The following is a 12,781-nucleotide window of genomic DNA, read 5'->3' on the forward strand; positions in this document are numbered from 1 at the left end:
CGGCCGGGTCCCCGTTCCGGGGGCCCGGCCCTTGCCGTCGGCCCCTGGCGCGGGTACGACAGGCAGCGACACGGCCAGCGAGGACTGGACGACGGACGGAGGCCCAGGGAGGGTCCGGTCCCGTATCGTGACCAGCCGATGGAGACCTTGACCACCCGCGGGCGCGCCGTCCGGCTGGGCGCCACCGTGCTCGGGTTGGCGCTGCTCCTCGCCGGCACCGTCCGGGGCACCGACGACGACTTCCCGTTCGGGCCGTTCCGGATGTACTCCACCTCCGACCCGCCGGACGCACCCGCCCCGGACACCCGGGTCGAGGGGGTCGACCGCACCGGTGCGCTGGTCCCGCTCGGCCAGGACGCCACGGGCATCCGCCGCGCCGAGATCGAGGGCCAGCAGGACCGCTACGCCGCCGACCCGAGCCTGCTGCGCCGGGTCGCCGACGCGTACGCCGAGCGGCACCCGGCCGCCCCCGCGGTGGTCGAGGTCCGCATCGTGATCCGCTGGTACGACATCCAGGGCGGCCGCCCGACCGGCCGCTGGACCGACCAGACCGCCGTCCGCTGGCAGGCCAACCCGTGACCCGCTGGCTGACCGAGGCGGTCCCGCGTGGCCGGGTTGCCGCCTTCCGGACCCTCGTCTACCTCTTCGTCGCCGCCGACCTGGTCGTCTTCACCCCCTGGGTACGCACGCGGGTCGACGTGCCCGGCGACCTCTACCAGCCGCTGCTGATCGGCCGGCTGCTCCCGCTGCCCACCCCCACCCCGGCCCTGGTCGGCGTGATCTTCTGGGTGCTGGTGGTGGTCTCCCTGCTCGCCGCGACCGGGCGGGCGCCGCGACTGCTCGGCTGGACGGTCTTCGCCCTCTACTTCGAGTGGATGATCGTGGCGATGAGCTACGGCAAGGTCGACCACGACCGGTTCGGGCTCCTCGTCGCGCTGGCCGCCCTGCCCACCGCCGGCCGGGCCCGGCACGGCGACCCCACGCGTACCCAGGCGGGCGGCTGGGCGCTGCGGGTCACCCAGATCGCGGTGATCTGCACGTACTTCCTGGCCGCCTGGGCCAAGTTCCGCTTCGGCGGCCTCGACTGGGCGACCGGCTCCGTGCTGGCCCGGGCGATCATCCGACGCGGCACCGACCTGGCCGACCTGATCGCCCAGGTGCCGCACCTGCTGATCGTCGCCCAGTTCGGCATCCTCGCCTTCGAGTTGCTCAGCCCGCTGGTCTTCGTGCTGCCGGAGCGGTGGCGGCTGGCGGTGGTCGGCTTCTTCTACTCGTTCCATCTGGTGACCATCGCGACGATCACCATCTCGTTCGCGCCGCACCTGGTGGCGATGACCAGCTTCCTGCCGCTGGAGCGGGTCCGCCCGGTCAGCCTGCTGCGCCGCCGGCGGTCACCGGCCCCCCTCGGCCAACTCGGCGATCATCCCCTCGCAGCTGCGGACGACGACCTGAGCGCCGCGCCGCTGGCCCAGTCGTAGGAGCGGGTCCTCCGCGCGTTTCCGCCACCGCCACTGCGCCTCGGCGGCGACCTCCCAGAGCCGCTGCACGGTCGCGTCGTGCTCCACGCCGAGCCGGGCCGCCAGCCCGACCCCGTCGCCGCCGACCAGCCGCTGCGCCTCGGCCGCCAGCTCGGTGTCGAAGCCGAGCCGGTTGGTGCGCAGCGCGGCGAGCAGGCGCAGCTCACGGAACTCGTGCGCCCCGGCGAGGATCTGCTCGACCCGGCCGAGCAGCTCGTCCGCGCCCCGGACGGGCTCGGCCCGCAGCAGCGCCTCCACGGCGGCCAGCGCCGAGCGCGCCTTGAGCGTGTCCCGGCGGTCGATGAGGGAGCGGGCCATCGACTCGCGCAGCTCGGTCAGGCCGCTACGCCGGATCAGCTCGGCGGAAAGCTTCGCCCGGCTGTCGCAGCCGGTACGGACCAGCGTGGTGGCCAGCCGGAGCCCGAAGAGCCCGAGCCGGTCCAGCAGCGCGGCGCGTACCCCCGGGTCCAGCCGGATCGGCAGCTCACCGCGGACGAAGCGGTCGGCGGAGAGCAGGTGCGGGTCCAGCTCCGGACGAGCCACCCGGGCCAGCGCCGCGAGCACGGCGTAGTCCGACTCGCTGAGGATCCGACCGGCCAGGCCGAGCAGGCCGCTGCACGGGACGACCTGCACGCAGAGTGCGTTCACCCGCGGGTCGCGCTGCTGCCGCCGGGCGAGCTGACGGGCGGTGAGCAGCCCGTCGATCCGCCCGCCGCCGGTCTCGTCCACCCGGGACAGCACCATCACGACGTTCACGGCGGCGGCCTGCCCGACGGCACTCTCCCGGCTGGTCTCCAGCGCCCGCAGGTCGCTCTCGCGGCCGTCGCGGGTCAGGTACAGCACCGCGTCCGCGTCCCGCAGCACGCGCTCCATCACCGGCGCCCGGCCCTGCTCGTCGAGGCCGGTGGCCGGCGTGTCGATCAGCGTCACCTGGCGCAGGGTCCGGGTCGGCCACTGCACCACGATGTCCCGCAGCTCGCCCGCCCGCCAGCCGACGAGGTCCACCCGCATCCCGGTGGCCGACTTGGCGATCGCCAGCTCCTGCGGCGGATGGCTGGTCGAGTACGCGGTGGCGCTCGGCTGCGGTCCGTCCTCGTACCAGGTGAAGACCGTGCTGCCGTCCACCCCGTCGACCGGCGCGACCTCCTCGCCCATGATCGCGTTCAGCAGCGTCGACTTGCCGGACCGCCACGGGCCGACGACCGCGATCCGCAGCGGTTCCTCCAGCCTGGCCAGCTGGTGCCGGAGATGGTCGGTCGCCCTCGGGTCGTCACCGTAGAGCTGGAGGGCCTGGTTCAGCAGCCCCCACACCGCCTCGTCCAGCCGCAGCCCGACGGTCATGCCCGTGGCCCCAGCGACGCCGGGGCGGGCCGCCCGCCGGTCAACTGCTGGGCCTGCTCGAAGAGCGTGGCCAGCCGGGTCATCTTCAGCCGGATCTCGCGCTGCCGCTGGTCGCGGGCGGCCGCGTCGGTGTCGGCGGCCTGCTTGGCGCTGCGGAACGACCGGATGATGGCCTCCTGCAGTTCCTCGGTGAGCGCGCTGAAGTGGTCCCGCAGCATCCGCTGCACCTGCCGGGCACCGTCCCGGCGCTCCTTGGTCACCCGGACGAAGAAGTCGTCGACGTGCCGCTGGATCGCCGTCTTGACGGTCGCCTGGCGGCGGCGGAGCAGCTGTCGACTCTCGTCGTGGATGCTCTTGCCGCCGAACAGGGCACCGACGCCGATCGAGAGCGGGTTGATCATCGGCATCCCGGCCAGCGTCGTCGCGAGACCGACCATCAGCAGGCCGCCGTACGAGCCGCGCATGCCGGTGATCAGCTTCTGGCTCGGGGTGAAGCGGTCGATCTGCGGCCGTTCGATCTCCGGCAGCCGGTCAGCGAGGTCCGGTGGTGTCGCCAGGGACCACGGCGGCAGCACGTCACCGCCGTACCGGGCGAAGGTGTCGGCCACCCGGCGGGCGGCCCAGTCGCAGCGCTGGACCAGCCACTCGTGGTTCGCCTCCGCCGCCTCCACCAGGCTGCGCTCCAGCCACTCCTGGAAGGCGTCCCAGCCGACCAGCGGGTCGGCCTCGTCGAACGCCTCGTCGACCTGGCGCAGGATCTGCCGGGTCCGGTCGCGCAGGTCGTACTCGATGTCGGAGAGCAGGTCGGCCATCTCGTCGGCGAGCGTGTTCTGCCACCTCATCGAGCAGCGACGCAGCTCGTCGACCTCGCGCTGGGCCGCGTGCAGCCGGGAGATCGGACCGGACTGCTCCTCGGCCTCCTGGCTCGCCAACTCGGCCCGCAGCGGCGCGGCGAGCTGTTCCACCACGGTCCGGGCCACCACGCCGACCGCGGCCCGGGCCAGGCGGTCGGACTTGCCGGCGAGGTCCCGCTGCAACCGGGCGATCAGCAGGGGGAAGCCGGACTCGGCGTTGAGCTCCCGGTCGTCGACGACGGCCGCCCGCAGCCGCAGGACCGCCGAGACCGGGATGACCGGCGCCGGCACACCCGCGTCGGCCAGGTGCTGCCGGTTGCGCTCGGCGACCGCGCGCCAGTCCGGTACGAGATCGGTCTTGGTCTGCACCACCACCACGTTGGGGTGCGACCGGGCCAGGTGCAGCAGCATGGTCAGCTCGCCGGCCGAGAGTTCCCGGGTGGAATCGGAGACCAGCAGGACGGTGTCCGCCCAGGCCGGCGCGGCGGTCGGGCCGGCCGCGCCGAGCGCGGCGACCTCGTCGGTGCCCGGCGTGTCCACCAGCACCAGTCCGGTGCCGAGCAGGGCACGGGGCAGTCCGATCTCGACATGCGCGGCACCGCCGCCGGCCCGGCGGCCGAGCGTGCCGGCAACCCCCGCGGCGACCTTGTCCAGCGGTACCGGGATCCGCTCGGTGGTCACCGGGACCGCGCTGCCGGCGGACCGGCCCGGGGTCGCCGGCGGGGCTTGAACCACGGCGGCCGACGGCACCTCGGCGTGCTGCACCACGGTCGGTAGCACGGTGGTGCGGCCGTCGCCGACCGGGCAGGCCGGCGCGTTGATGATGGCGTTGATCAGCTGGCTCTTGCCCTGGTGCGACTCGCCGATGATGAGCACCCGCAACCTGGGGTCCAGCAGTTGGACCCGCTTCTGCCGCACCGTCTGGAGCAGGTCACCTCGCCCGTGTGCGCTGCACGTACGGGCGATCTCGTCGAGCACGTCCAGCCAGATCGCCGCGATCACCGCACCAAGTGTGCTGATTTCGGCTCAATTATCAAGAGGGGCCCGAACCAGCACAGGAGCGGAAGGCCGGCGAGCCGGCCTTCCGCCCCTGTTCGGGGGCCCTCCGTCAGAGCAGACCGCCCAGCAGACCGCCGTCGGAGGAGGCGTGCACGTCGCCGTGGACGGTGGCGCTGCCGTGGGCCCCGGAGTCGCCGGTCACCCCGGCGGTGAGGCCGCCGACCGTGCCGGAAACCCCGTTGACCGTGCCGGTGACGCCGGACAGCGTGCCGTTCACCTGCTGCGTGACGCCGTCCACGGTGGCCGGCACGTGGACCGGCGGGACGACCCCGCCCGCGCCGTCACCGAGGCCGAGCCCGCCCAGGGTCTGGTCGACGCCGAGCGAACCGACCACGCCGTCGACCTGCGCGTGGGCGCCGGAGAGGACGCCCAGGTCACCGCCGAGTGCGCCGTCGCCGGGCAGCACACCGGTGCCGGTGGCGGTGCCGAGCGGGTCGCCCGCCGTACCGGCGAGGTCCCCGACGACCGGGTCGACGGCGGTGTCCACCGCGCCCAGCACGTCGGAGTCGAGGGTGTGCGCGACGTCGTGCGCCCCGGTCAGGTCGGTCGCGAGGCCGCCCGGCCCGATGCCCAGTCCGATCCCCGGCAGCACGGCCGCCCCGGCGTACAGGCCGGCCGGGTCGACCGCGATGGCGCCCAGCGCACCGGCCGAGACGTCCACCCCGGCGTACGTGCTGTTGACGCTGAGCTGCTGCGGCGCGGCCGCGAGCTGGCCGACCACGTCGGTGGCGTCGCTCGCCAGCGGGTCGAGCCCGAGCTGCCCGGCCACCGGGGCCAGCGGCGCGAGCCCCGCCCCGGGGGCGGCGTAGTCGACCACCAGCGGCACCACGTCCTGCACGTCGGCGGCGGTGACGTCGGTGAGCCCCGCGGCCTGCAGCGCACCCTCCGGGTCGAGGTCGAAGGCCGACCGGGCGTCCGGGTCGGTGAGCAGGTTGAGCACGAAGTCGTGCAGCGTCTGGGACGAGTCCACCGACTGCTGCGAGTTGACGTGCAGGCTCTGTTGCGAATCCATGGGGGAGTTCTCCTCGAACGTAGCGTCAGCACCGTCGTGCTTCGACAGTGACGCTATGAGCGGGGGCCGCTGTGGTCATCGGGGAACGGCCCGAAACCGGCCGGGAGCGGATTAGGGCCTTTCCCCCCTCGTTCGTTAGGGGGAGAGGGGGAGCCGGGCCGGCCAGAGTTAGGGTACCGGGACGGAAGCGATCTCTGGTACGAAAGTAGGAGCCCACGGGGCTCGCCGGGGGTGGGTCGCCACGGTACCGACACCGTCGCCAGGGCCACTCACGGTGGAGGAAGAAACACATGCCGTACGTCCTCGGGATGGACATCGGAAGCACCAGCACAGTCGCGGCAGTCGCCCGACGGCGGGGTGAGACCTGGGCCCGACCTGAGGTGGTCGCGCTGGACGCCGGGGACCCCGTCGTACCGTCGGTGCTGCACCTGTCGCCGGACGGGTCGCTCACGGTCGGCCAGCCCGCCGTCGACGACCCCGGCCGCACCACCCGGGACTTCGTCCGCCGGATCGGCGACGACGTGCCCCTGCTGCTCGGCGGCGAGCCGTGCCCGCCGGAGAACCTGATCGCGGAGCTGGCGGCGTGGGTGGTGGAGCGGGTCGCCGCCCGGGAGGGCGGTTTCGCCGAGGCGGTCGTGCTCAGCCACCCCGCCGGGTGGGGCTCGCACCGGCGCGACCTGCTGCGCCGGGCACTGTGGCACCTCGACCTGCGCAACGTGACGCTGCTCCCGCACCCGGTCACGGTCGCCGAGAACCACGCGGCACGCGGCTTCCCGGGCACCACCGCCGCGGTCTACGCGCTGGGCGGCAGCACCTTCGAGGCGGCGCTGGTCCGCCGCAACCCGCAGGGCACCTACGAGGCGTTCGGCCTTCCCCAGGGCCTGGACCCCCTCGGCGGCACCGACTTCGACGAGGCGCTCGCCGAGCACGTCCGTACCGTGCTCGGCCGGGATTTCGCGGGCACGGCCCGCCGGGAGACCCACCCGACGCCGCACGGGCTGCTACTCGAGTGCGACCGGGTCAAGCGGGAGCTGACCGTCGGTACGGAGACCGACGTCATGCTGACCCTGCCGACCGGACCGGTCCGGGTACCGGTGACCCGGACCCAGTTCGAGGACCTGATCCGGCCGGCGGTGCGGGCGACCGTCGACCTGCTGGTGCGGGCCGTACACTCCGCCGGCCTGACCCCCGCGCAGCTCGACGGGGTCCTCCTCGCCGGTGGCTCCGCCCGGATCCCGCTGGTCCGCGAGTTGCTCGCCGCGGCCTTTCCGGTCCCCGTCGAGGTGGAGCCGGATCCCCAGCTGACCGCCGCCACCGGGGCGGCCCTCGCCGCCTGCCAGGTGGTGTCCCCGCGCCGCCGGCCGGTGCCGGCGCCCCCGTCCACGCCGGTCAGCGGCGCCGGGCCGGCCGCCGTCCCGGCGCGGCACAGCGAGCCGCATCATGCCCCCCACGGCGAGCCACCACCCCGCCCGCCGATCCGGATCGCCCCGCTGAACCTGCCGAAGCCGTCCCGCCTGGCGCTGGCCAGGGGCCGGGGACGCGAAGGATGACCATGATCATGAGTAGCGTGGCGGAGGCCCGGCTCGTGCTGGGCAAGCGGTCCACGGCCCTGCTAGGCGCGGTCGCGGCGGACCTGGGTACGCCGCTCGCCGTCGGCGTGACCGGTCCCGGCGGCCATGGCAAGACCGCCCTGCTCACCGAGCTGGCGCGGGCCCATCAGCGAGCCGGGGTCACCGTGCTGGAGGGCGTCCCGAGCCCGGCCGGCCAGGTCGACCCCGAGGCGGTGCTGCTGGTCGACGACGCGCACCTGCTCGACGACGCGCGGCTGGAGACGCTGCGCCGGCTGGTGGACGCCCGCCGGCACCGGCTGCTGGTCGGCTACCGTCCGTGGCCCCGGTCGGCGGCGCTCGCCGACCTGGCCGACGCGTTGAAGCGGGACGGGCAGCAGGTCGCGCTCACCCCGTTCACCCCTGAGCAGACCGGCGCATACCTCGCCGGCGTGCCCGAGCTGGGCCGGCGCAGCGATCTGATCGCCTTCGTGCACGCGCAGACCGGCGGCGTCCCGCGCGACGTCGAGCGGCTGGTCCGCGGGCTGCGCGGGCAGGAGGAACCGGTCACCGTCTCGGCCGAACCGCCCCGGCCGGCCGTCCTCCAGTTCGGGCCGGACCTGGAGGAGCTGCCGCCCGACGTCCGGCGGCTGCTGCTGGCCCTCGCCGCCGGCGTACCGCTCCCGATGGACCTGCTCGGCGTGCTGCTCGATCGGACGCCCGAGGCGGTGGAGGAGCTGGTCACCGCCACCCGGGCCGCCGGCCTGCTCGGCGCCGACGGCCGGCTCTCGCCGCTCGTACGGCGAGCCGTCGTCGCGCTCAGCCCGGCCACCGAACGCACCGCGGTCTGGCGCCGGCTCACCGAGCTGCAGCTCGGCCGTGGTGCCGCGGTGCTCCCGCTGGTCCTGTCGCTGCGCGCGGCCGGCGTGCTCGGCGACTGCCCGGCCCCGGCGCTGCGGGCCGCGGCCGAGGAGGCGCTCAGCGGGGAACCCACGCTCGCGGCTGAGCTGTTCGCGGCGGCCACGGCGGCGGGGCTACCGGCCGGCGCCCGGCAGGCGCTCGCCGCGGCGCTCGCCGGCGACCTGGACGCCGCCCTGCGGCTGGCGGACCGGCTGCTCGCGGCGGCCGCCCCGGAAGAGCGGGTGGCGGCGGCGACGGTGGCCGCGACGGCGCTCGCCCACCGCGGCCAGGTGAGCCGCAGCGTCGAGCTGTACCGGTGGTCGGGCAGCCCCTCGGCCGCCGCGTTCGCCGCCGTCGGCGCGCTGGCCGTCGGCCGCCCGACCGCCGCCGGGGACGGGCCCGGCGACGACCGGGCCGGCGGACCACCCACCCTGCACGCCAGCGCCGCCCGGCTGATGGCCGAGGGGGTACGGGAGAGCCTCACCGGCCCGCCGACCACCGCCCTGTCCACTCTCGTGCAGGCCGCCGCGCTGCTGGAACCGGACGGGCGGGCGGTGCTCCTGCCGGACAGTCCGGCCGCGCTCGCCGCGCTGACCGCGATCCACTGCGCCGAGCTGGACATCGCCGAAGGAGTGCTGGACCGGGCCGTCGCGACCGGCATCGGCGGCCCGCTCATGGCCCGCCGCCACCGGCTGTTGCAGGCCTGGATCCTGATGGTCCGGGGCCACACGGCCGCCGCGGCCGAGTGCCTCACGGCGGTGGCCGCCGACCAGCGCCCGCTGGAGTCCCGCGACCTGCTCCTGGCCAGCGCGCTCCGGCTGGGCATCGCCCGGCGCAACAGCGACCTCGGGGCGCTCCACCAGGGCTGGGTACCCGCGCTGGAGGCGGTGGTCCGACACCCCGTCGACCTGTTCACGTTGCTGCCGCTCGGCGAACTCGCAGTCGTGGGCGCCCGGCTGGGCGACCTGGCCCGGCTGGAGCCGTACCTGCGGGAGGCGTGGTCGCTGCTGGACCGGCTCGGCGGCCCGGCACTGTGGAGCGCCCCGCTGCACTGGACCGGGCTGCACGCCGCGATCCTGACCGAGGAGCCGGTGGTCGCCGACGAGCACGTCGCCGCTCTGCTCGCCGCAGCCGACCACAGCCGGTACGCCGCGGTGGTCGCCGCCGCCGCCGCGAGCTGGGTCGAGGTGCTCCGTGGCGTGGTCGACCCGGTGCGGGTGGAGGCCGCCGCCCGCGGGCTGTACGACGCCGGACTGTGCTGGGACGCCGCCCGCCTCGCCGGGCAGGCCGCGATCCGCACCTCCGACCGGCGGGCGATGACCAGCCTGCTGGAGTGCGCCCGGGTGCTCCAGGGCCGGCCCACCACGCCCCGGGGTGGCCAGCCGTCCGCATCGGGCGACGGGCCGGCCCCGGTCGCCGACGCTGTCACCGGCCCCGCGCAGCACCGGCTCAGCGACCGGGAGCACGAGGTGGCCGAGCTGGTGCTGGCCGGCCTGACCTACCGGGAGATCGGCGACCGGCTCTTCATCTCCGCCAAGACGGTGGAGCACCACGTGGCGCGGATGCGGACCCGGCTGAACTGCGCCAACCGGGCGGAGCTGCTGGCGCTGCTGCGCACCGTCGTCGCGGACCGGTCGAGCACCGCCGGCCGGCAGCCGTGGCCGGAACGGTCCGCCCGGTGAGCCACCCGATGGACCGGGCGGAGCGGGGCGTCCGGCAGCCCGGTGACGGGCGGATCCGGCTCAAGCTCGCCGCGCTGGCGGCCGTGCTGCTGACCCTCTGGGCGTACGCGGCGTTCCTGACCGGCCGGGACGCGGCCGAGCTGGTCCGGGTCCGGGTCCTGGCGGAAACCCTCGGCCAGCCCACCGACCTGCTGATCCTCAACCTGCAGGCCGAGCGCCGGCTCACCGCCGAGGCGCTGGCCGGGGCCGGCCGGGCCCGCGCCGATCTGGCCGGGGCGCGCGATCGGACCGACCGGGCCGCCGCCCCGGTGCACGCGTTCACCGAAGGCCACGACCTGCGGCTGCTCACCGCGAGCGCGGTCCGGGGCCGGGCCGGCGAGCTCGCCCGCCGGATGGCCGGGCTGGCCGCTCTCCGGTCCGAGGTGGACGCCGGGCGGCTCGACCGGGCCGGCACGGTCGCCGGTTACGACCAGCTGATAGATGCCGCCTTCGCCGTGTACGGCCCGGAGTGGGGCGGGCGCGGGGGCGCGCTGGCCGACGAGACCCGGGCGGTGATCGCGCTGGCCCGCGCCCGGGAACTGCTCGCCCGGGAGGACACCCTGCTCACCGCCGCCCTGACCGGCGGTCGGCTCAGCGCCGACGAGCGGCACCACCTGGCCGAGCTGGTGGCCACCCAGCGGTACGCCCGCACGACGGCCGCCGCGCAGCTGCCGTCCACCGGGCGGGACCAGCACCGACGGCTGGTGGAGGGCCCCCGGTTCGCCGGTCTGCTCGCACTGGAGGACCGGCTGCTGCGGACGGCGGACGCCGGCGCCACGACCGGGATCAGCGCGCAGAGCTGGCGGGCCGCGGTCGACCCGGCGCTGAGCGGCCTACGCGAGCTGGTGATCGCCACCGCCCGCAGCAGCGCCGAGCGGGCGGCGCCGGGCGCGGCACTGGTGGTCGCGCGGACTGGCGCGGTGGTGGGGCTCGGGCTCGTCGCGGTGCTCGTGGTGCTGGGCGGCTGGCCCGGCACGGTACGCCGGCTCATCACGGGGCTGGACGACCGGCCGGGCGGGCTCCGCCTCGCCGACGCCCCGACGATCCAGCTGCCGCCGGTCGCCGCCGGGCCCCCCGACGCCCGCCCGACCGGCCAGCACGACGTGCCGGGTCCGGGTGCCGCCAACCGGCGCGCCCCGGGGCCCGAAGCGGCCACCCGGGAACTGTTCCTGCGGCTCACCCAGCGCAACCAGGCCCTGCTGCGCGACCAGCTCGACCTGCTCGACACGATGGAGCGGCGCGAGCGCGCGGCGGAGGAGACCGCCGATCTGTTCCGGCTCGACCATCTCGCCACCCGGATCAGGCGCAACGTGGAGAAGGTGGTCACCCTCGCCGGCGCGACCCCGGCCCGCCGCTGGCGACGACCGGTGCCACTGCTCGACGTGGTGCGCGGGGCGGTCGCCGAGGTGCCGGACTACCACCGGGTCCTGGTCGCACCGCACTGGCCGTGGTCGCTCGCCGGGACCGCCGTCACGGACGTCGTCCACCTGCTGGCCGAGCTGATCGAGAACGGGCTGGCGTGCTCGCCGGAGCACGCCACCGTACGGGTCGCCGGTGAGCCCGGCCGGCAGGGCTGCTCCGTGGTGATCGTCGACGACGGGCCCGGCCTCACCGCCGCCGAGCTGGCCGAAGCGAACGAACTGCTGGCCCAGCCGCCACCGGACGGCCCGCCCACCGGCCGGGCCGGGCTGTACGTCGCCGCCCTGCTCGCCGCCCGCTGCGGCGCCCGGGTCTCGCTACGTCCCGGCCCCCGCGGCGGGATCGGGGCCGTCGTACTGCTTCCGGTCGGGCTGGTCGCCGGGGCCGGGCCCGAGGATGGCAGGCTTGCCGGGACGGGGCACCGGGCGGCGGGCGGCCTCCCGCACCCACGGACCTCGCCGGAGGGCGCCGAAAGCGGCGGGCTGCCGACGCGGGTCCGTCGCCCCGGGGTGAGCCGGCCCGCACCCGGCGCCACCGGCCCCGACACCGCCGGGATCCCGTTCGGGGAACGCAGCGAGAGGACGAGATGACACCTCCAGTGGTCACCATGGACAGCCTGACAGTCGCCCTGGACGGCCTGGTCGACCGGGTGCCCGGCGCCGAGTTCGCCGTCGTCCTCTCCCCCGACGGGCTGCTGCTCGCCCGGTCCCGTGCCGTGTCGGACGAGGTGGCCGAGCAGCTCTCCAGCGTGGTCAGCGGCCTGTACGCGTTGGGCCAGGCCGCCACCCGGGTGTGCGCCACCGGCACGCTGCGGCAGGTCGTCATGCAGATGTCGCGCGCGTTCGTGTTCATCGCCACCACCCGCGGCGGGGCCATCCTCACCGTCCGGATGGGCGGTGACGCCGATGTCGGCGACATGGCGTACGAGGTGGCGCTCTTCGCGGCGCAGGCCGAGCAGGACCTGCCGGTCTACCTTGAGCCGGCCCGGGTGGCGACAGGCGGGGACAGCGGTGCGGACCACTGGGGACCATGACGAGGCGTGGTACGACGACGCGGCCGGACCGGTGGCTCGCCCGTACACGATGACGCGCGGGCGGACCAGGTCCGACCACGGCCAGCTCGACGTCATCTCCCTGGTGGTGGCCCGACCGGCGGTTCCCGCCGCCGCGCAACTGTTTCCCGAGCAGGCCCGGATCCTCGAGCGGTGCCGGCGTCCACTGTCGGTGGCGGAGGTCGCTGCCGCACTGGACCTGCCGTTGGGTACCGTCCGGGTGCTGCTCGGTGATCTGTTGGGGACCGGGCTGATCGAGATGCACGAGCCGCCGACGCTGTCCGGGCGACCGTCCATGGAACTGCTTGAGGCGATTCTCGCCGGGCTCCGCGCGCTCTGACCCGGCGGGACCGGAGGGCG

The 12,781-nt window shown here is 75.6% G+C and carries 10 protein-coding genes; 7 read left to right on the top strand and 3 right to left on the bottom strand.

Annotated features, from left to right (window positions below):
* Window positions 1-138: 138 nt before the first annotated feature.
* Both ACFYML_RS24825 and ACFYML_RS24830 read left to right on the top strand, forming a co-directional pair.
* Window positions 139-579 (top strand): hypothetical protein, encoded by a 441-nt coding sequence (locus tag ACFYML_RS24825; RefSeq protein ID WP_387273012.1) that lies wholly within the window; start codon window positions 139-141, stop codon window positions 577-579.
* A complete protein-coding gene (locus ACFYML_RS24830) occupies window positions 576-1,478 on the top strand; it encodes an MFS transporter permease (RefSeq protein ID WP_387422904.1) in 903 nt (300 codons plus the stop codon). Before ACFYML_RS24825 ends, ACFYML_RS24830 begins: the two co-directional genes overlap by 4 nt.
* Here ACFYML_RS24830 and ACFYML_RS24835 read toward each other — a convergent pair.
* The 3 genes from ACFYML_RS24835 to ACFYML_RS24845 all read right to left on the bottom strand — a co-directional run bounded on the left by ACFYML_RS24835 (window position 1,392) and on the right by ACFYML_RS24845 (window position 5,783).
* A complete protein-coding gene (locus tag ACFYML_RS24835; protein ID WP_387422905.1) occupies window positions 1,392-2,858 on the bottom strand; it encodes a dynamin family protein in 1,467 nt (488 codons plus the stop codon). The two genes, ACFYML_RS24830 and ACFYML_RS24835, sit on opposite strands and share 87 nt — an antisense overlap.
* Window positions 2,855-4,714, bottom strand: a complete 1,860-nt coding sequence (locus ACFYML_RS24840) for a dynamin family protein (protein ID WP_387422906.1) — start codon at window positions 4,712-4,714, stop codon at window positions 2,855-2,857. Before ACFYML_RS24840 ends, ACFYML_RS24835 begins: the two co-directional genes overlap by 4 nt.
* 106 nt (window positions 4,715-4,820) lie before the next feature.
* Entirely contained in the window at window positions 4,821-5,783 is a 963-nt protein-coding gene (locus ACFYML_RS24845; RefSeq protein ID WP_387422907.1) for an IniB N-terminal domain-containing protein, read from the bottom strand.
* A gap of 290 nt (window positions 5,784-6,073) precedes the next feature.
* On the opposite strand from ACFYML_RS24845, the gene ACFYML_RS24850 reads away from it, so the two are divergent.
* Genes ACFYML_RS24850 through ACFYML_RS24870 form a run of 5 tightly spaced genes read left to right on the top strand, consistent with a single transcriptional unit; the run spans window position 6,074 to window position 12,761 of the window.
* Window positions 6,074-7,333 carry an Hsp70 family protein gene (locus ACFYML_RS24850; RefSeq protein ID WP_387422908.1) on the top strand — a complete coding sequence of 420 codons (1,260 nt, stop codon included), beginning with the start codon at window positions 6,074-6,076 and terminating at the stop codon, window positions 7,331-7,333.
* Window positions 7,334-7,341: 8 nt separating this feature from the next.
* On the top strand, window positions 7,342-9,912 hold the full coding sequence (locus ACFYML_RS24855; RefSeq protein ID WP_387422909.1) for a LuxR C-terminal-related transcriptional regulator: 2,571 nt from the start codon (window positions 7,342-7,344) through the stop codon (window positions 9,910-9,912).
* Window positions 9,909-11,960 (top strand): nitrate- and nitrite sensing domain-containing protein, encoded by a 2,052-nt coding sequence (locus tag ACFYML_RS24860; protein WP_387422910.1) that lies wholly within the window; start codon window positions 9,909-9,911, stop codon window positions 11,958-11,960. Before ACFYML_RS24855 ends, ACFYML_RS24860 begins: the two co-directional genes overlap by 4 nt.
* 17 nt (window positions 11,961-11,977) lie before the next feature.
* A complete protein-coding gene (locus ACFYML_RS24865; RefSeq protein WP_387422911.1) occupies window positions 11,978-12,403 on the top strand; it encodes a roadblock/LC7 domain-containing protein in 426 nt (141 codons plus the stop codon).
* Window positions 12,381-12,761, top strand: a complete 381-nt coding sequence (locus ACFYML_RS24870) for a DUF742 domain-containing protein (RefSeq protein WP_387422912.1) — start codon at window positions 12,381-12,383, stop codon at window positions 12,759-12,761. The genes ACFYML_RS24865 and ACFYML_RS24870 overlap by 23 nt, the downstream gene beginning before the upstream one ends.
* Window positions 12,762-12,781: the final 20 nt, after the last annotated feature.

The sequence above is a fragment of the Micromonospora sp. NPDC007230 genome (assembly GCF_042869115.1).
In the GTDB taxonomy this organism is placed as follows: Bacteria; Actinomycetota; Actinomycetes; order Mycobacteriales; family Micromonosporaceae; genus Micromonospora.

What these genes read in the sequence shown, in the direction of transcription:
- ACFYML_RS24825 (WP_387273012.1), top strand. Translation starts at nt 139, where the DNA reads ATGGAGACCTTGACCACCCGCGGGCGCGCCGTCCGGCTGGGCGCCACC.
- ACFYML_RS24865 (WP_387422911.1), top strand. Translation starts at nt 11,978, where the DNA reads ATGGACAGCCTGACAGTCGCCCTGGACGGCCTGGTCGACCGGGTGCCC.
- ACFYML_RS24855 (WP_387422909.1), top strand. Translation starts at nt 7,342, where the DNA reads ATGAGTAGCGTGGCGGAGGCCCGGCTCGTGCTGGGCAAGCGGTCCACG.
- ACFYML_RS24850 (WP_387422908.1), top strand. Translation starts at nt 6,074, where the DNA reads ATGCCGTACGTCCTCGGGATGGACATCGGAAGCACCAGCACAGTCGCG.
- ACFYML_RS24845 (WP_387422907.1), bottom strand. Translation starts at nt 5,783, where the DNA reads ATGGATTCGCAACAGAGCCTGCACGTCAACTCGCAGCAGTCGGTGGAC.
- ACFYML_RS24835 (WP_387422905.1), bottom strand. Translation starts at nt 2,858, where the DNA reads ATGACCGTCGGGCTGCGGCTGGACGAGGCGGTGTGGGGGCTGCTGAAC.